The sequence below is a fragment of the Paraflavitalea soli genome (assembly GCF_003555545.1).
Lineage (GTDB): Bacteria > Bacteroidota > Bacteroidia > Chitinophagales > Chitinophagaceae > Paraflavitalea > Paraflavitalea soli.
The window spans coordinates 5391995-5409542 of record NZ_CP032157.1; the positions used below are offsets into that span (position 1 = coordinate 5391995).

The 17548-nt window shown below is 48.2% G+C and carries 17 protein-coding genes; 4 read left to right on the forward strand and 13 right to left on the reverse strand.

Translation table 11 applies throughout. The annotated features are described in order from the left end of the window. Window positions 1-59: 59 nt before the first annotated feature. The 3 genes from groL to D3H65_RS20220 form a co-directional block, all read right to left on the reverse strand. Complete coding sequence (groL, locus tag D3H65_RS20210; RefSeq protein WP_119052048.1) at window positions 60-1688, reverse strand: chaperonin GroEL; 1629 nt, start codon at window positions 1686-1688, stop codon at window positions 60-62. A gap of 26 nt (window positions 1689-1714) precedes the next feature. Continuing rightward, a complete protein-coding gene (locus D3H65_RS20215; protein ID WP_119052049.1) occupies window positions 1715-1996 on the reverse strand; it encodes a co-chaperone GroES in 282 nt (93 codons plus the stop codon). Window positions 1997-2223: 227 nt separating this feature from the next. Continuing rightward, a complete protein-coding gene (locus tag D3H65_RS20220; RefSeq protein ID WP_119052050.1) occupies window positions 2224-2514 on the reverse strand; it encodes a hypothetical protein in 291 nt (96 codons plus the stop codon). A 209-nt stretch (window positions 2515-2723) separates the two neighbouring features. On the opposite strand from D3H65_RS20220, the gene D3H65_RS20225 reads away from it, so the two are divergent. From D3H65_RS20225 to D3H65_RS20235, 3 genes are read left to right on the forward strand one after another with little or no spacing between them, the layout of a single operon-like run. Beyond that, entirely contained in the window at window positions 2724-3557 is an 834-nt protein-coding gene (locus tag D3H65_RS20225) for a COG1470 family protein (protein ID WP_245999542.1), read from the forward strand. A gap of 13 nt (window positions 3558-3570) precedes the next feature. Beyond that, the gene (locus D3H65_RS20230) at window positions 3571-4587 is read left to right on the forward strand and encodes an ABC transporter ATP-binding protein (protein ID WP_119052052.1); all 1017 of its coding nucleotides are present in this window, start codon (window positions 3571-3573) and stop codon (window positions 4585-4587) included. Between the two features lie 16 nt (window positions 4588-4603). Further along, window positions 4604-5575: an ABC transporter permease gene (locus D3H65_RS20235; protein ID WP_245999543.1), complete on the forward strand. Its 972-nt coding sequence runs from the start codon at window positions 4604-4606 to the stop codon at window positions 5573-5575. Between the two features lie 53 nt (window positions 5576-5628). Here D3H65_RS20235 and D3H65_RS20240 read toward each other — a convergent pair whose 3' ends face one another. Genes D3H65_RS20240 through D3H65_RS20250 form a run of 3 tightly spaced genes read right to left on the reverse strand, consistent with a single transcriptional unit; the run spans window position 5629 to window position 10077 of the window. Continuing rightward, a complete protein-coding gene (locus D3H65_RS20240) occupies window positions 5629-7044 on the reverse strand; it encodes a TolC family protein (protein ID WP_162915736.1) in 1416 nt (471 codons plus the stop codon). Further along, the gene (locus D3H65_RS20245) at window positions 7041-8393 is read right to left on the reverse strand and encodes an HlyD family secretion protein (protein WP_119052055.1); all 1353 of its coding nucleotides are present in this window, start codon (window positions 8391-8393) and stop codon (window positions 7041-7043) included. The genes D3H65_RS20240 and D3H65_RS20245 overlap by 4 nt, the downstream gene beginning before the upstream one ends. 1 nt (window position 8394) lies before the next feature. Then, window positions 8395-10077, reverse strand: coding sequence for a peptidase domain-containing ABC transporter (locus tag D3H65_RS20250; RefSeq protein WP_119052056.1), 1683 nt, complete (start codon window positions 10075-10077; stop codon window positions 8395-8397). Window positions 10078-10220: 143 nt separating this feature from the next. On the opposite strand from D3H65_RS20250, the gene D3H65_RS20255 reads away from it, so the two are divergent. Beyond that, window positions 10221-10898: a TetR/AcrR family transcriptional regulator gene (locus tag D3H65_RS20255; protein WP_119052057.1), complete on the forward strand. Its 678-nt coding sequence runs from the start codon at window positions 10221-10223 to the stop codon at window positions 10896-10898. Window positions 10899-10900: 2 nt separating this feature from the next. Here D3H65_RS20255 and D3H65_RS33325 read toward each other — a convergent pair whose 3' ends face one another. The 7 genes from D3H65_RS33325 to D3H65_RS33215 all read right to left on the reverse strand — a co-directional run bounded on the left by D3H65_RS33325 (window position 10901) and on the right by D3H65_RS33215 (window position 17027). Beyond that, window positions 10901-11839, reverse strand: a complete 939-nt coding sequence (locus D3H65_RS33325) for a tryptophan-rich sensory protein (protein ID WP_245999544.1) — start codon at window positions 11837-11839, stop codon at window positions 10901-10903. Next, window positions 11836-12672 (reverse strand): phytoene/squalene synthase family protein, encoded by an 837-nt coding sequence (locus D3H65_RS20265; protein ID WP_119052058.1) that lies wholly within the window; start codon window positions 12670-12672, stop codon window positions 11836-11838. The genes D3H65_RS33325 and D3H65_RS20265 overlap by 4 nt, the downstream gene beginning before the upstream one ends. Then, window positions 12656-14149 carry a phytoene desaturase family protein gene (locus D3H65_RS20270; protein WP_119052059.1) on the reverse strand — a complete coding sequence of 498 codons (1494 nt, stop codon included), beginning with the start codon at window positions 14147-14149 and terminating at the stop codon, window positions 12656-12658. Before D3H65_RS20270 ends, D3H65_RS20265 begins: the two co-directional genes overlap by 17 nt. Before the next feature lie 25 nt (window positions 14150-14174). Continuing rightward, entirely contained in the window at window positions 14175-14930 is a 756-nt protein-coding gene (locus D3H65_RS20275; RefSeq protein ID WP_119052060.1) for a LytR/AlgR family response regulator transcription factor, read from the reverse strand. Between the two features lie 4 nt (window positions 14931-14934). Further along, window positions 14935-15963, reverse strand: coding sequence for a sensor histidine kinase (locus D3H65_RS20280; RefSeq protein ID WP_119052061.1), 1029 nt, complete (start codon window positions 15961-15963; stop codon window positions 14935-14937). Window positions 15964-16056: 93 nt separating this feature from the next. Further along, entirely contained in the window at window positions 16057-16470 is a 414-nt protein-coding gene (locus tag D3H65_RS33210; protein WP_211345522.1) for a fasciclin domain-containing protein, read from the reverse strand. Beyond that, on the reverse strand, window positions 16428-17027 hold the full coding sequence (locus D3H65_RS33215) for a fasciclin domain-containing protein (protein ID WP_211345523.1): 600 nt from the start codon (window positions 17025-17027) through the stop codon (window positions 16428-16430). The genes D3H65_RS33210 and D3H65_RS33215 overlap by 43 nt, the downstream gene beginning before the upstream one ends. Window positions 17028-17548: the final 521 nt, after the last annotated feature.

Sequence of the window (17548 nt, forward strand, 5' to 3'; positions counted from 1 at the left end):
CTGCCTCTCCTCGGGCATTGACGCCAGACTTGCCATTATTTTTATCGATCTCCACTTTTCTAATACTCCATGTCCATACCTCCGGAAGCCGGGCTTGCCGCCACTTCTTTTTTGGGCCTGTCAGCAACTACACATTCCGTAGTAAGTAACAGCGCAGCGATAGAGGCCGCGTTTTCTATGGCTATCCGGGATACTTTAGTGGGATCAATGACGCCAGCCTGCAGCAGCCGTTCATAAGTACCTGTCCGGGCATTGAAGCCAAAGTCTTTCTCCCCTTCTTTTACTTTTTGCACTACAATGCTGCCTTCCTGCCCGCTGTTTTGTACTATCTGGCGCAACGGTTCTTCCAGTGCTCTTTTTATGATCCCCACGCCTGTTTGCTCATCCTCATTAGTAACTTTCAGGGAATTGAGCGATGTTATTGCACGTATATAGGCTGTACCACCGCCCGCCACAATGCCTTCCTGGATAGCAGCCCGGGTTGCGTGCAGCGCATCGTCAACCCGGTCTTTTTTCTCCTTCATTTCTACTTCAGTGGCCGCGCCGATGTAGAGTACGGCCACTCCCCCCGTGAGTTTAGCCAATCGTTCCTGTAGTTTCTCTTTATCGTAATCCGACGTGGTGTTTGCTACCTGCCCTTTGATCTGTGTGATCCGCGCCTGGATGGCCTGCTTGTCTCCTTTACCACCTACGATCACCGTATTGTCTTTATCCACCGTGATCGATTCCGCAGAGCCGAGCAGGTTGAGATCAGCAGCGTCGAGCTTATACCCCTGTTCTTCACTTATAACCGTACCGCCTGTAAGGATCGCAATATCCTGCAATAACTCTTTCCGGCGATCGCCGAAGCCAGGCGCTTTCACCGCAGCAACTTTCAATGTGCCGCGTACCTTGTTCACGACCAATGTGGCCAATGCTTCACCTTCCAGGTCTTCAGCCACAATAAGCAATGGGCGGCCAGTTTGTGCTGTTTTTTCCAACACAGGAAGCAGGTCTTTCATCGAAGATACTTTCCGGTCACATAACAGGAGGTAGGGATTATCCAGCACAGCCTGCATTTTTGCCGTATCAGTTACAAAGTAGGGTGAAATATATCCGCGGTCAAACTGCATCCCTTCAACTACTTCCACGGTGGTATCCGTACCTTTAGCTTCCTCCACAGTTATAACTCCTTCATTGCCAACCTTGCCAAACGCTTCCGCAATCAGCCCGCCGATCGTTTCATCGTTGTTGGCAGAAATCGTTGCTACCTGCCGGATCCTTGCATCATCATTACCAATGGTATGAGACTGCCCGCGCAGGTTTTCCACTACGGCTATTACAGCCTTGTCGATACCCCTTTTCAGATCCATGGGATTGGCGCCTGCCGCCACATTTTTGAGTCCTTCTGCAATGATCGATTGTGCCAATACGGTAGCTGTAGTTGTTCCATCCCCGGCAATGTCAGCCGTTTTGGACGCCACTTCTTTTACCATTTGTGCCCCCATGTTTTCGATGGGATCTTCCAATTCGATCTCTTTTGCCACACTAACACCGTCTTTGGTGACAGCTGGTGCCCCGAATTTCTTCCCGATGACTACGTTGCGGCCTTTGGGACCTAATGTTACTTTTACCGCATTTGCCAAAATGTCAACGCCATTTTTCATTTTATTACGGGCGTTGAGGTCAAAAAAAAGTTGTTTTGCCATAAACTTTAATTTAATTTTTTTACCGATTACACGATCGCAAGAATGTCACTTTCCCGCATGATCAGCAATTCTTCGTTCTCATAGCGGAATTCTGTTCCGGCATATTTACCGAATAGCACAAGGTCACCTGCTTTCACGGTAACCGGCTCATCTTTTTTACCCGGGCCGGCAGCAAGTACGACGCCTGTAAGCGGTTTTTCTTTTGCCGTGTCGGGGATGATAATTCCCCCTGTTGTTTTCTCTGCTGCTTTAGCAGGTTTAATGATCACGCGGTCGTGTAATGGAACTGCCTTTAAATTGTTTGCCATGATTGATGATTTTGAATTGTTTAAACAAAGCCATGCATGTTGGCCAATTTAGCGGCTGGTGTAGCCTATAATGGCGCCCTCAACCTGTGTGCCAATCGAAAGTTTCAGCGTTCTTTCTAAAAAAATGACAGCGGGAGAGAAATTTTGACAGCTGAAGCGCGTAAGCAATTTGTCATTTTTTCACAGGCCTGCGCCTGGCAGCCGGTTGTTGTTCCACGGTATACAGGTTATGGCAATTTGATATTGGCCTGGTTGAAGACCTCTTTACTGATAACCCGGCAATTATAGGCCAACTCATCGAGCGTGCAGCTGATTATTTGCAAATTGACGGGAAGCCCTTTGACTGTCTCCATCAGCTCCAGCGACAGAAAATTGTGTTCGTTAACATCCGGACTACCTTTCAACTGATGGAATATTTTTGCCGCTGCCTCACTGTCATTACCAATGTCGAAACGGCCGTAGCTTTGCAGCCCCTCCTGTGTTTTTACGTTGAACTGTATATAAAAGGTGCTTTCCATACAGGTAATGTTTTAATCCATAAAATGGCGGTTTCAAGTTTAGTGCCGGAAAAGGGAAGCAGAAAAAATGTCGCATACATTTGGTGAAAAAAAATGCACTCCTTAATTTAGCTCCGCCTTTTTTTGCGAAAGTAGCTTTACCATTATTAATGAATACTTAAATTCTATTTATTAATTTTATGTTAGCGCTTCATTCTAAACCAAAGCGAATGCAGGGCCGCCATATAGGCTCATTGCTTGTTCCGGCCATCCTCTTTTCCCTTTCTTCCTTCATCCCGCCATCGCGCGGCAAGACATCTCAGAGTAATCCATCGACATTTACAGCACGGCTGATCAACCTGGAGGCAACTGCCAAAGAGACCTTCCGGTTCAACGCCTCCCTGCACAATTCCACCCCACGCGCCATCATCTACACCTTCCGCGCCGATATGCCTGCCGGGTGGAACCTGGCTTTCCGCGTTGACGGCATGCAGGTAACTTCTTTCAAGGCCGATTCGAACCGTACGCAGGACATTACCATCGAATTGACACCGACCCCTGATGCGAAGCCGGGAACGTATCCAATCCCGGTAACGGCAACTGGCGAATCCGATACCCTGTCCCTGAAGCTCGAAGCCGTAGTAAAAGGATCTTATGGCATGGAGTTAACTACTCCCACCGGCCTGCTCAGCGGCGAGATCACCGAGGGAAAACGCGAATCTATCCATCTCACGCTCAGGAACACCGGTACACTGCCACTGGAAGGGCTGGAACTTGCTGCGCAGGCCCCTGCCAAATGGGACGCCCTGTTTGAACCTGCCAAAGTAGAAAGACTGGAGCCCGGCAAAAGCATCGATGTGGTTGCCAACCTGAAGGTCCCGGAGAAAACCATTGCCGGTGATTATGTGACTACTTTCTCCGCCCGCAATAACAATACCAATGCTACCGCCCTGTTCCGCACCACCGTCACCACCTCGTGGCTGGCCGGATGGATGGGCGTACTCGTTATCCTGGCAGCCGTTGCAGTTATTTACACATTGATCAGAAAATACGGAAGAAGATAACTTACCTCAACTTATGGAACAACCTATCATTGAACTGGCAGGATTGACAAAACGCTACGGTTCATTGAAGGCTGTCGATCAGCTCGACCTGCAGATCAGGCCGGGCGAGATCTATGGCCTGCTTGGACCTAACGGGGCCGGAAAGACTACCACCATCCTGATGATGCTGGGACTTACAGAACCTACCTCAGGTGTTGCCAAAGTATGTGGTATCAATGCCACTACCCATCCGATAGCTGTGAAACGAAAAGTTGGTTACATGCCCGACAATGTGGGCTTTTACGACAGCATGACCGCTATCGACAACCTTCTTTATATCGCCCGCCTTAGCGGCGTACCAGAGAGTGAGGTAAAGGACCGCGCCCGCGATATGATGGAACTCGTAGGATTGGGTGATGCCATGTACAGGAAGGCCGGAGCCTATTCCCGTGGCATGAAGCAAAGGCTTGGCCTCGCTGATGTACTGATCAGGCAGCCGGCCGTCATTATCCTCGACGAGCCAACCCTGGGCATCGATCCCAGCGGGGTAAAGGATTTCCTTGGGCTTATCAGGCAACTTAGCCGTGAGCAGGGAATTACCGTTCTGTTGTCTTCTCACCATCTCTACCAGGTGCAGCAGGTCTGTGATCGCGTGGGCATCTTTGTAGGCGGCAGATTACTGGCAGACGGCGATGTGGAAACGCTCTCGCGACAGCTGTTTTCAGCTGACCACTTTGTTACCCGTATCACCCTGGCAGCAGCGCCGCCGCCTCATTCGGACCTGTTACCTGCCCTGCAGGCTATGGCGGGCGTACAAAATGTTACAATCGACGGCCTTACCATCCAGGTAAGCTCCTCTCGGAATATGACGCCAGACCTTGTACGCTTTTTTGTAGGTAAAGAAATCGATATCATGGGCGTCCATAAAAAGGAATATGGCCTCGAAGAGATCTATCAACGTTATTTTGAAAATAATATAACCGATTATGAAAAGGATGGCAAATCCAGCGGTTTATTTCAACGGACTTTTTTCCGGAAGGTTAAAAAATAGCAGCTGGTTCAAAACTATGGTTAATCCTGCCCGCAGGCAGCCTGGTGCCCTTGGCATTATGGTGCGTAAGGAGGTGGCAGACCATATCCGCAGCTGGCGTTTTATCGTACTATTGGTCTTGCTGCTGCTTACTTTTATTGCGACCATGTATGTGTCACTGACAAATGTAAAGGCTGCTGTGGCCAATGAAAACGATCCCGACCGTTTATTCCTTTACCTTAAACTCCTGACCACTTCTGATGGTTCCCTGCCAACTTTCCACATTTTCGTCAGCTTCCTGGGTGCCCTGCTGGGCATCAGCCTTGGTTTTGACGCCATCAATGCAGAACAGAATAACGGCACCCTCACACGGCTCATGGCACAACCTGTTTACCGTGACCATTTGCTGTTGAGCAAATTCCTGGGTTCCCTCACGATCGTAGCTGCTTTGTTTCTGTCTTTGGCCCTGCTAATGGTCGGCGCGGGACTGCTGATCACCGGTGTACTGCCCGAGCCGGAGGAATTTCTCCGTATCCTGGGCTTTGTGTTGCTTTCTGTATTGTATGTAGCTTTCTGGCTTGCCCTGTCTATCTTGTTTTCGGTGAAGTTTCGACAGGCCACCACATCCGCCCTTACCGCCATTGGCGTTTGGTTGTTCTTTACCATCTTTTACCGGATCGTTATCAGTATGGTCGTGAAAGCCTTTTTCCCGGACCCCGTATACCTTTCCGAAGCCGATGTGCTTTGGTACAATAACCTGCTGCTGGACCTGTTGCGCCTTGCTCCAAGCCAGTTGTATACAGATGCCACAACCACCTTATTGATGCCTTCCGTACGCAGTCTGGGGCCCTTGACAGTTGAACAAATGGCCGGCGCTATACCGAAGCCCCTGCCTTTCAGGGAAAGCCTGCTGATCGTTTGGCCACAGGTTTGTGGTCTTGTGGCAGCCATAGCCGTCTGTTTTACGCTAACTTATTACTGGTTTATGAGGCGTGAATTACGCAGTTAACAGTTGTTATATTTTGTCATCCAGCCGGCATCGTTGGCAGCTTTTCAATAGATTTATTGTGCTGCCGGCGATCCTGCCGCCCATTGAATAGCATAGGTTGCTTTGCGGTATTTGACCTGAAGCTCTATTACTTTCTGCTGTATTTCAAGTATTTTGTTTTCTCGCGCATTGATCAGGAAAAGTGAACTTTCCCCTTGCGTGAACTTCAATTCTTCATTTTTCAGCAGGAACGTATAGGCGCTGTTCATTTCCCGGGCAGCCTGTAACTGGTGCTGCAGTTGAACCGTTTCAGTGTAATATTTTCTTATTTTATTCTGCAGGTCCCATTGCTTCTTTTGCAACTCTAGGTTGTTGTCCCTGATCTTGATCAGCACATTTTTGTATTCGCCCCTTTCCTGCCGCCATAAAAGAGGCAACTTTACATTGAAGCCAAGCTTATAGTTGTTTTCCAGGTAGGGCCAGGATACATTCTTGTATTGATAGTAATCTTTGCTAAGCAGGTTGGCCTGCAGGTTTACGACCGGCAGAAAGTTTTGCCGTTTCAGTTTGCGTTCCGCTTCGAGAATGCCGAGTTTATAACGGGCTGCCTGGACAGCCGGATGGGCGTTGCCAACACCGGCTACCAGGACCGCTGTGTCCGGCAGTGGCTGTATCGTCGCCAATGCCAGGGTATCTGGCACAAATGATTCCGGTAGCAGATAAGGTGTTTCATCCGCCGTCCAGAGGAACGCCGACAGGTCCACTATTTTTTTATTCAACTCCGCCAGTGCCCCTGCCTGCATCAGTTTAATGTTTTGTAGCTGTGCCCGTGCTTCCATGGTATCGGCCATGGCGCGGTCACCATGTTTAAAGGACAAACTGATGAGCATGGTCCTTTTATCAGCGATTTCTATGTAATTGGTATAAACCCGGTACAGATACCATGCCCCTGCCCATTCCCAATAGGCCGACCGTGCATCGAACAGCAGGTCATTGATCATCAACAGGCGCTCCTGTGTATTGAGCTGCCTGTATATACCGGCCTGCCGCAGTGCAGTTCTCTTTTTATCGGTAAGCAATCCATTCAGCAAGGGTATTTCGATGCCGATGTAGCTGGCTACTCCTTTCGTGCGTTCGGGATTGATGTATTGCCCATTACTTTTTTCATATCCCGCTTTCAGATTGATGGGCGTGCCTGTGGGAATTTTTAGTTCGGGGTTTGTATATTGGTAATAGTCAACCCCATCGAGTGTTTTAGCGCTGGTGGCGGCGTCCAATACCGGATCGAAGGCGCCCCGCGCAGTGAGCAGATCTGCCTCCGCTTTTTGAGTAAGCAGGTCCCCCTGTTTTACTACAGGGTGGTATTGCTTTACCTGCTGAACAAATGTTTCTTCTGTCAACAGCTGTTTATCCTGTGCAGAGGCAACGCCGCGACAGGTCCACAACACAAGGAGCGTAACCGAAATGTTTTTAAACAGCATACGTGTCATAGTTTCTTCTCTTTGGGTACTGTTGTTTCTGCCTGGTAATATTCCGGTGGAAACCCGTTTATGTTCCTCCACAATTCGTAATAAACCGGTACATCTTTCAAGAGCATAATGCCTTCTGCCCCTCCGCCTATGCGCAACTGCGCCGGCCATTTCCTATCGCTACTGTCTTCTACCACCAGGATCCGGAACTTGCCATTCGCGCTGACCGAATTTTCGACGGCGACAACTTTTCCTCCAAATGTACCATAACTGCCACCGGGCCAACCGCTGAATACTATGGCCGGAAACCCATCGAATACAAATCTTACCTTTTGTTCTTTGTTGACCAGGGGCAGGTCCATCGGTTTTACAAAAAGCTCAATGGCATATTGTATTTTATCGGGTACGATCTCCACGATCATATCACCCTCTTTGATAAACTCTCCAATGCCTGCTTTCCTCGCCTTGGTGATCTGTCCGCTCTGGGGCGCTATAATGTAGTACAGCTTGCTGCGTGCGTCATAATTGGCCAATTGATTTTGCAGCTTCAGCAGTTCTGCTTCCGTACTGGCCGCGTCGGACAACGATGAGAACCTGTCGCCACTTACTTTGGCTATCTTATCCGCATAATCCTGCAGCGTGGCCTGCTGCTCAATACGGAGATTGGTCATTTCCTGTTTGCTCTGCTCTAGTTTATTGCCTGCACTGTTCCATTTGGCAAACCCGTTCTGGTAGTTTATTTTTCTTTTTTCGAAATCGATCAGTGATATCGCGCCACTGTCGAGCATGATGCGTGCTGCTTCTATCTGTCTTTTGTATGCTTCAAGCTCGTTGGCAGCTGCGGCGAGGTCTGCCTCTTCCGTCTTTATCTTCAATTGCTGTTGGGCGATCTTGTTGTCCAGCGATTGTAATTTTAGTTCCCGTGCCTGTTCAAGCGCCCTGGATTGTGTTGTTGTCGCTGCCGCTTTATTGCGGTAGCTTTCCATCGTTTGTTGTTTGGCAGTGATCTGCTCCTGTGTTCTTTTGAGCAGCTGCGGATCGAAATACTCGACTTTTACTTCACCCAATTGCAATAAAGTATCACCCGCTTTTACAAGATCCCCCTCTTTGATATGCCATTTGACGATACTGCCGGCGATCAGCGTGTTTACCTGTTGCGGGCGTTGCTCCTGCCGCAGCGTCGTGACGGTGCCTCTTGCCCTGATGTTTTGTGTCCAGGGAAGGAAGAGTACCGCCACCAATAGTATGAACATTCCCCACAACCATTTTTTCATGCGGCTGCTCCTGTAAAACAGGTAGATGTTTGAAAAGGAACGAAGCTTGCTTTGCGCAGCGATGCTATGTATATCGGACTGTAGATACGTGTTCATTTTATGCCTTGTTTTTGATACTCAACACCTCTCCTTCCGTGCTCAATTCTATAACCTGATCACAGTACTGGCCAAGCGTTTCGTCGTGCGAGGCGATCAATATCGTTGATTCCGTATTTTTCCTGATGTAGCTGATCATATTGCTTTTGTTTTCCGGCAGCAGGTGCGCAAACGGATCTTCGAGCAACATCAGCCTATGTTCTGCCACCACCGCCCTTATGAGTAGTATGTTCCTGCGCACATTTTCAGCGAGCTTATTACCCACCGGCAACATGTGCGTATCGTAACCCTGGGGCAGGGATTTTACAAATTGGGTAAGCCCCGTTATTTCGCAAAGTTCATTTACCTGCTGTATGCTGATTGTGCCATTGCCCATCGTAATGTTTTCCCAAAGGGATCCCTGAAAGATATCCTGGCTACCCAGCAAAATGCTCGTGTTTCTGCGGAGGTTGCTTACCTCGTAGTTGCCCACAGGTACCTTGTTGAGCAAAATATTGCCCGTATAATTTTTAAAGGCCCCTGTCAGCAGCCTGAGCACAGTAGATTTGCCCGATCCCGATATGCCTTTGATCTGCACCATATTGCCTGCGCCGATGGAAAACGTTATGTTCTTCAACACGGGTTTATTATTGCCATAAGCAAAAGTTACCTGGTCAAATGCTATCGATACCCCTTCATTTTTTACCGGTAGCTCAAGCTGCCCGCTTTGTTCAGTCTCTGCTTCTGTGATCTCACTCAACTTTTCTACTGAGATGATCGAATCGTATACCGTATCGAGGTTGATGATCAGTTTTTCGATAGAGCCTATTATGGCAATGATGACAATATCTGCAGCAATGAACTGGCCAACGTTGATCTGCTGATCGACGAGCAGGTAGGCGCCAATGATCAGCATGGCCGCCGTAATGATTATTTTAAAGGAGATAAGGCTCCAGAACTGAGTGAGCAGGATGCTGAAATAGCTGGTGCGCGAAGCGAGGTAATCACTGACCAGGTTGTCTGTTTTGTTCATGTGGAGCGAAGTTCCTTTCGTATACTTAAAGGATTTGATCGAGCGGGCAATCTCCTGTAGCCACGCTGCTACCGCGTATTTAAAGTTGCTTGCCCTGTAGGCCGTTTGGAGCCCTTGCGTGGAAGTAAACCGTATGATGGTGAATACAATGGTGATGAGCACCAATCCAAATACGATAAAGACAGGATGATAGAACGAAAGCAGCAGCAGGCCAAGCACCACCTGTATTACTGCAGCGGGCAGGTCTATCATAAGCTTGTCGATGCCTTTTTGGAGTGATACACTGTCGAAATACCTGTTGACCACTTCAGGCAGGTATTCGTGGTCGAGCTTTTCAATGTTCAGTTTAGGAAGCCGGTCACTGTATTCGAGTGAATACCTCACGAAGAGCTTCTGCTTTACTTTTTCGATGATCTGCAGCTGCCTTACCTGCAGCAGCCCATTGATAAATACGCCGAAGACCACCATCCCGATCAGCACTATGATGGAAGTGGAAATGGTGCCCGCCAATACAAAGCTGATAATGGACTGGATGCCAAGGGGCAGGGATAGTTGAACCAGGCCCGCGAGCAGCGCGAATACACATGCCGCCGCAAAATCTTTTCGTTCGAGCATTAAGATCCTGTTGAGCTTCAACAGAGATCTTACCAGTGAAACAGGTTTGTCTGCCATTTTCCGTCGGTTAATACTGATCGTATTATTTTGCGCAAATATAAATACAATGCTTTTATAGATAATAGTAATACTATCATAAAAGATTGTAAAAATATACCCCGGCCAGGATTAGATTTCAATTAGAATTCTATTTTTGCTGTATGGAATTCCAGTTGCAGATCAAGATGAATCCCAAGCTGTATTTACGCGACCCGGAGCAATCTCCGCTTGGCCGCAATATTATCCGGCATAGCATCAGGATGATCCATAAAGTTGGATTCGAGGATTTTACCTTCAAAAAACTGGCAGCAGAGATCGGAACGACCGAAGCCAGCATATACCGCTATTTTGAGAATAAACACAAGCTGCTGACTTATATCATTTCCTGGTTGTGGACCTGGCTGGAATACCAGCTTGTATACCATACCAATAATGTGAGATCGCCGAAGGATAAGATCATGGTGGTGATTAAATTGCTGACCTTCCAGCTGGCTGACCAATTTACTTTTACCCATATCGACAGGAATCAGCTCTACCAGATCGCTATTACCGAGGGCAGCAAATCCTATCTCACCAGGCATGTGACCCAAGACAACAAGGACCGTTTTTTCAAGCCTTATAAAGACCTGTGTGGCAGGATCGCCGACATCTTCAGCGAATACAATGCTTCTTATAAGTATCCAAGATCACTTTCAAGCACGCTGCTTGAAATGGCCCATTACCAGTTCTTTTTCAAAAAGAACCTGCCTTCCTTAACTGATTTTGCGCAAGACAAGGATGACACCGGCGTAGCTCAGTTCCTTCAAAACCTGGTTTTCAGTTCATTGAAGAAGGACTGATCTCAATTCAGGTACCATACCGATGCATTGAGCGCAGTGGCGAAGCTTACCCAGGCAAGATAGGGCCATTGCAGGTTGGCCGCCCGGCGCGAAACCTTATAAATCAGGCTTATCATCCATATTATGGAACTCCATAATAGTACAATGTCGATAAGCGCCAGCCCGATCAGGTGAAACTGAAAGAAAATAATGCTCCACCAGAAATTGAAGAACAACTGTACCCCAAAAAGGATTACTGCGTTTTTTCGTGCAGTTGTTGGCGCCTGCCTCAGTACGAGGTATAATGAAATACCCATTAGCAGGTACAGGGCCGTCCATACCGGAGCAAACAAAGCGTTGGGCGGCGTAAAGAACGGTTTATTGAGCTGCGGGTACCATTCGCGTACGTTTTGAGCGGTAACTGCGCCCGCCACTCCTCCTACCACGAGTGGCAAAGCAAGGCTCAGCAGTACCAACGGCCATTTTTCCCTGGGTTGCGTGCGAATGAGCTGTTTTCTTTTAAAATACATTTTAAAGAATTTAAGCGGTACAAACAAAAATCCGAAACATTCTCCTTGCTCTTTGTTCACATGTTTATGGTGCTGCTTATGTGCACGCCGGATTGCCAGCAGATAGGCGTTTTTCGTATTACGCAAAAAACGTACCCGCTGGTGGATGAAGATATCATGTACAAAGAAATAGGCAAGGCCGTACAGCAATATACCGAGGCCCATGTAAAACAGGTAGTTGAAGCCCTGTTGTGAGCCTGTATAAAATAATACTATCGTGGGAATTGCGAAGATGACAAAGAACAGATCATTGCGCTCGAAATCACCTTCATGACTGTGGTCATGATGATCTTTGTGCAGCATCCACAGAAAGCCGTGCATTATATATTTATGGATCCACCACGTGGCGCCTTCCATCAGTATAAATGTTCCTATGGTAATCAGTGCGTTCATAGTACTGCCATTTTATATTGCAGATAGCTGCTCATCATCAGCGATAATTTTTGGGTATTGGGTATCCGGATGCGCTCTTTCATGATGCACTGAGCCGGCGTACGTTTGATCTTTTTGAATAGCGACAGGTAGTACTTGTAAGCGAGGTACACTCCAAACTTCGAGCAAGCGGGCAGCTTCTTAATGCCAATCAGCGCTTCCCTGAATTCACTTTCTATGTCTTCTTCTATCGACGTTTTGATCTGGTTGTCGAACATCCCCATTTCGATATTGGGAAAATAGGTACGTCCGAGGATCTGGTAGTCGTCTTTAAGGTCCCTCAGAAAATTTACTTTCTGGAATGCTGATCCCAGCTTCATGGCATAGGGTTTTAACCTGCTGTATGCTTCCTCATCGCCTTCAACAAATACCTGCAGGCACATCAGCCCTACCACTTCCGCAGAACCAAGGATGTATTCTTTGTAGCGTTCCGTATTGTAGTCCATCGGCGTCAGGTCCATCTGCATGCTGCGGAGGAACTGCTCAATGAGGTTTTTGCCAATCTTGTATTGACGTACCGTTTCCTGAAATGATTGCAGCACCGGATTGAGTGAAATGCCTTCGTCGAGCGCCTGCCAGGTTTGTTCGCTGAATCTTTCGAGAAGGAGTTGTTTGTTGTAGTCGTGGAAGCTGTCAACAATCTCATCTGCCAATCTTACATATCCGTAGATAGCATAAATGGCGGGCCGGATCGATGTATCCAATGCCAGTATCCCAATAGAAAAACTGGTGCTGTACTTTTGGGTAATGGCTTTACTTACTTGCCTGGACAGTTCATCAAATAGCGCTTTCAAAACTGAATCTTTTAAGTTTATTTACTTCTTTTGCAACAATTTTCCCCGAAATGATCGATGGGGGCACGCCCGGCCCGGGTACCGTGAGCTGACCCGTGTAAAAAAGATTGCTGAGTTTTTTGTTTCTGATGGCCGGTTTACGCACTGCAGTTTGAGACAGCGTGTTGGCCAGTCCGTAGGCATTGCCCTGATAAGCATTGTAGTCGTTTACGAAATCGCGCACGCAATAGCTCCGTTTATAGTCTATGTTATCAACCAGGTTGTGCGCGCCCGTAGCTTTCTCTATTCTCCCAATCATTTGTTTGAAGTATTGTTCACGGATCACTTCCTCGTCTTCAAGCCCTGTGGCAAGCGGCATCAGGAGGAACAGGTTCTCATGCCCGGCGGGCGCTACGCCGGCATCTGTTTTGGAAGGGCAGCAGGCATAGAACAGCGGTTGCTGCGGCCATTGCTTGTCATTGTAGATATCATCGATATGGCCGTCGAGGTCATGCTCAAAGAACAACGTATGGTGCTGCAGGTTGGGAAGGCGTTTGTTGAAGCCGAGATAATAGATGAGTGACGACGGGGCAAAGGTCCTCGTTTGCCAGTAGGTTTCCTTGTAATTCCGGTTGGGCGTATCCAACAGCGTTTCCGTATGGTGATAGTCAGACGATGCGATGATCGCATCGAAATATAGTTCTTCGCCATTCACGATGAGCGAGGTGGCTTTACCCCCTCCTGCGCAGATCTGTTCTACCGGCTGGTTGAAGTAGAAGCGGGCGCCCTGCTCTTCTCCTATTTTTTTCATGGCCAGCACAAGTTCATAAAACCCACCCATTGGATAGGCCGTGCCGAGGGCATATCCGCCATAGTTCATGAGGCTATAAAGGGCAGGAATTTTCTGCGGCGCAGCACCCAGGAATATCACCGGAAATTCCATCAGTGTTATCAGCTTCGGATGCGTGAAGTATTTTTTTACATAGCTGCGGAAATTGGACAGCAGGTCTAATTTCAATGCGCTGGCGGCGATCTGTGGCGTAACGAATTCCCACCAGGAGTGGCAAGGCTTGTGTACAAATTGCTGCATGCCCACTTCGTATTTGTAGCGGGCGGCTTTCATAAAGGCGTCCAGCTTTATTCCGGCGCCGGGCTCTGTTCCTTCAAACAGTTCTTTCAGCGCGTTGTAATTGTTGGGTACAGTGAGTTTACCATCGGCAAAGACCATTTCGAACTGCGGGTCGAGCTGTATTAATTTGTAAAAGTCTTTAGCTGCGTATCCAAAGTCTTTGAAGAAGCCTTCGATAATATCAGGCATCCAATACCAGCTTGGACCCATGTCGAAGCTGTATCCATTGTTTGTTTTGAACTGCCTGGCACGGCCACCAGGTGTACTGTTCTTTTCAAATACATGTACTTCATTGCCAGCCTTGGCCGTATAGGCTGCTGCCGATAATCCTGATATTCCTGCTCCTATGATCGCTATTTTTTTCTTCATTGGTGTATATTGCCCTTCCTGTATTTTATCCTTCTGCCCAGGCCCTGAATTCCGCTACTCTTTCGCGGCTGATGATGAATTCTTCTTGTAGCCCTCCTCCTCTTACCATTAATTTAAGGCGGCTGTTGAGGTGCGGTTTGATGTATTCAATGGCCGAGTATCGTACGATGTACCGCCGGTTGAGCCGGAAGAATAGTTGCGGGTCGAGCAGCTGTTCCAGCTTTTCCAGCGTGTAATCGATGAGGTATCGTACGCCCTGTTTATCAGTTAGGTATACAATCTTATTGTCCGCCTGGAAGAAAGACACGTCTTCCGCATTCACAAACTGCAGGCGTTGCCCGATGCGTCCCAGAAAGCGCGTTTTGTATCGTTCTCCGGCCACCTGCTGCACCCTTGGCAATACCTGCTGGTAGTCTACATGCGGCGTTACGATCTGTTTGTATTTGTCAAATGCTTTGGCCAGCGCTTCTGCCGTTACCGGTTTCAGGATGTAGTCGATGCTGAATAACCGGAATGCTTCCATGGCATACTGGTCGTAGGCTGTCGTGAATACGACAGGCCCTTTGTAGGCCACACGACGGAATATTTCGAAACTGTGGCCGTCCGACAACTGGATGTCCGACAGGATAAGGTCCGGAGCCGGATTGTTTTCCAGCCAGGCAATCGTTTCCCACACACTTTCAGTGCATTGTACGTCCGTAATGCCCGGGTCGTATTGCCCGGTCATCAGCTGCAGGCGTTTGGCGGCCAGCAATTCGTCTTCTACGATCAGTACTTTCATATAGTCAGTTTAATTGAAGCAACGGCAATTGCACTTCAAATACTTCCTGCGTCTTGTGTATCCCTATCTGCCTGCCACATACCAGCTCATATCTTTTGGCGATGTTGTTGAGCCCGATCCTGTTGGATTGTTCAACCGAGCGCCGGGGCTGCCGGTTGTTTCGCACCGTCAGTATGCCTCCGCCATTCGCCAGCACTTCTATGTGCAGCGGACTGCTGCTTGAGATGACATTGTGTTTGATCGCATTCTCTATCAGCATTTGCAGGGCTACCGGTATGATGTAACAATCATAATACTGTTCAGGAATGCCGATGTCCACTTTCAATCCATCCGGGTACCGCTGTTGCAGCAGGTAAACATAGGGCTTGATGAATGCCAGTTCTTTTTCAAGCTCCACCAGTTCTTTATCCTGACTCTTGAGTATGTAGCGGTATACTTTAGAAAACTCTTCTATAAACCGGTTGGCCCCGGGGTTGTCTTTGATCACCATGCCCGACAGCACGTTCAGGTTGTTGAACAGGAAATGCGGATTCACCTGGCTTTTGATGGCCTGTAGCTGTGCCTGTGTGCTGATGCGCTTCAGCTCTTCCGCTTCTGTGTATTTGATCCGGTATTCCCTGAAGAAGAACAGGATCATGTTGAGGAGGTGGAAGAACAGGTTGATAAGGCCTGCATAGATCAGGTTCAGCTTCAGCGGCATTTCATACTGCCGGAAGGAATAACTGTACACCAGGGCGCCCATTCCATAGACCACCAGCGTGGCCGCTATGCAGGCAACTCCTATTCCTCCTGCAAAAAATACTGCGAGGTATGCTATCCGCTGTTCCTGTGGTGGAAAGCGTTTCATTACCCCTTTTTCAATGAGCCGGTTCCCTTCCCAGGTAATCCAGGTGATCAATACCACGGTCAGCAATGCGTGGTACCATGCCACCTCGATATGGAAGTAGCGGTACACTTCGCACAGCACAGTATTGATGTAGGCGTAGGCCGACAACAATACTATAAAGAGATATCTGTAGGGATGTGTAAACATGCTATCTTCCAATTAGTGTTCAACAAAGAGGAGACAACTACAGATAACTGTAGTTGTCTCCCAGGTTTTCAACTATAAGGATCAATTCTTGTATCAAGGTAACAGCACCCTGTCGATTACATGGATCACGCCATTGGTGGTCACAATATCTGTTGCTACGATATTGGATGCAGACGGATTGCTGTTGCCTTTTACCTTAGCTCCTCCACTAAGCGTTATTGTCACTTTACCACCCCCTGCGGTGGTGGGCTGCGCACCTTCTGTCAGGTCCGATGAAAATACCCGCGCGCCTACTGCATGATACAGGAGTATTGGCTTGAGCGCATTGGGATCGGCTGCCTGGATCGATGCAATTGTCGGGAAGCCTGCATTGATGAACGCCTGGTTGGTGGGCGCAAATACCGTGAGCGGACCTGCGGCCGTTAATGCATTGACAATATCAGTACCCGCGCGCTGTACCGCTGCTACGAGGTAGGTGAAATTGGGATTGGCCGAAGCTGTTTGCACGATGTTCCTGCCGGTGGTATCAATACCCGGTCTACAATATGTATGATGCCATTGGTGGCACTTACATCTCCTTTCTTCACTTTCACCCCGTTGATGAATACGCCAACACTGTTGCGCGTGGCGAATGCCTGTTTGCCGCCCAGGGTGGTAATGGGTGCATTGGGGCCGGCCGGTACATCTGCCGCCATCACTTTCGAACCCAATACATGGTATTGCAGTACTGTTGTAAGCAAGGCCACGCCATTGGCATCGAGCGCATTGATCTTCGCTTCCGTATCCAGGTCGGGCGTTCCATCACCATTCAGGTCTACCTGCCTGAAGGCCGCGTCATCCGGTGCAAATACCGTAAGGTTGGCTGTCGTTGCCAATGTATTGGCAAGTCCGGCCTTTACCACGGCTGCTTCCAACAGCGTAAGCTGCGGATCGTTCACGACTGTTTCCGTGATGTTCCTTTGTACCGGTTTGTCATCATCATCTTTCTTGCATCCGGTCATGGCAAGTGCACTTGCCGATACTGCTACCAATAAAACTTTGCTGACTAAACGTGCAGATTTCATAAATGATTTTTTAAGCATATTTATTAACGGTGTTACCGTTATTATATAGCTTAAATCTTGCCGATAGATTGACTGCCGGAGTGAACCATCACAAATCCGGAGCGAACCGTCGATTGTCTTCATCGTTTATTTCTCATCAGCAAATCCCTATAAAAAGAGCTGTCATTTTGTTTATCGTTGTCTACAGTTTGACAGGTGTTGTGTAAAGCTGCCACAATTCTTCTATTTGTTCCCCGTAGATTGCTGCCTGCTGCAGCAGTGATGCTTTTGCTGCGGGCTGCATTTTATCCCATGTGTTGTACACCATGCCTATCCGTGGATTTTTTTCCAGCAACGACCAGTCTTATACCAGCTGTGCCGGTAGTTTAATTGATCTTCCAGTATGAGCCGTACCTTTTTCATGCAGTCATTTTTTGATTGAACAGGACTGCAACCTCCTGGTAACCGAAATGAAAGACAACTGATGCGTTTGCAGGGCGTGCAGCAAAGGCTAAATTATTTTGTTCAACAAATTTAATTAA

What these genes read in the sequence shown, in the direction of transcription:
- D3H65_RS20235 (WP_245999543.1), top strand. Translation starts at nt 4,604, where the DNA reads ATGGTTAATCCTGCCCGCAGGCAGCCTGGTGCCCTTGGCATTATGGTG.
- D3H65_RS20240 (WP_162915736.1), bottom strand. Translation starts at nt 7,044, where the DNA reads ATGACACGTATGCTGTTTAAAAACATTTCGGTTACGCTCCTTGTGTTG.
- D3H65_RS20215 (WP_119052049.1), bottom strand. Translation starts at nt 1,996, where the DNA reads ATGGCAAACAATTTAAAGGCAGTTCCATTACACGACCGCGTGATCATT.
- groL (WP_119052048.1), bottom strand. Translation starts at nt 1,688, where the DNA reads ATGGCAAAACAACTTTTTTTTGACCTCAACGCCCGTAATAAAATGAAA.
- D3H65_RS20255 (WP_119052057.1), top strand. Translation starts at nt 10,221, where the DNA reads ATGGAATTCCAGTTGCAGATCAAGATGAATCCCAAGCTGTATTTACGC.
- D3H65_RS33325 (WP_245999544.1), bottom strand. Translation starts at nt 11,839, where the DNA reads ATGAACGCACTGATTACCATAGGAACATTTATACTGATGGAAGGCGCC.
- D3H65_RS20225 (WP_245999542.1), top strand. Translation starts at nt 2,724, where the DNA reads ATGCAGGGCCGCCATATAGGCTCATTGCTTGTTCCGGCCATCCTCTTT.
- D3H65_RS20230 (WP_119052052.1), top strand. Translation starts at nt 3,571, where the DNA reads ATGGAACAACCTATCATTGAACTGGCAGGATTGACAAAACGCTACGGT.
- D3H65_RS20275 (WP_119052060.1), bottom strand. Translation starts at nt 14,930, where the DNA reads ATGAAAGTACTGATCGTAGAAGACGAATTGCTGGCCGCCAAACGCCTG.
- D3H65_RS20250 (WP_119052056.1), bottom strand. Translation starts at nt 10,077, where the DNA reads ATGGCAGACAAACCTGTTTCACTGGTAAGATCTCTGTTGAAGCTCAAC.
- D3H65_RS20220 (WP_119052050.1), bottom strand. Translation starts at nt 2,514, where the DNA reads ATGGAAAGCACCTTTTATATACAGTTCAACGTAAAAACACAGGAGGGG.
- D3H65_RS20280 (WP_119052061.1), bottom strand. Translation starts at nt 15,963, where the DNA reads ATGTTTACACATCCCTACAGATATCTCTTTATAGTATTGTTGTCGGCC.
- D3H65_RS20270 (WP_119052059.1), bottom strand. Translation starts at nt 14,149, where the DNA reads ATGAAGAAAAAAATAGCGATCATAGGAGCAGGAATATCAGGATTATCG.
- D3H65_RS33215 (WP_211345523.1), bottom strand. Translation starts at nt 17,027, where the DNA reads ATGAAATCTGCACGTTTAGTCAGCAAAGTTTTATTGGTAGCAGTATCG.
- D3H65_RS20245 (WP_119052055.1), bottom strand. Translation starts at nt 8,393, where the DNA reads ATGAACACGTATCTACAGTCCGATATACATAGCATCGCTGCGCAAAGC.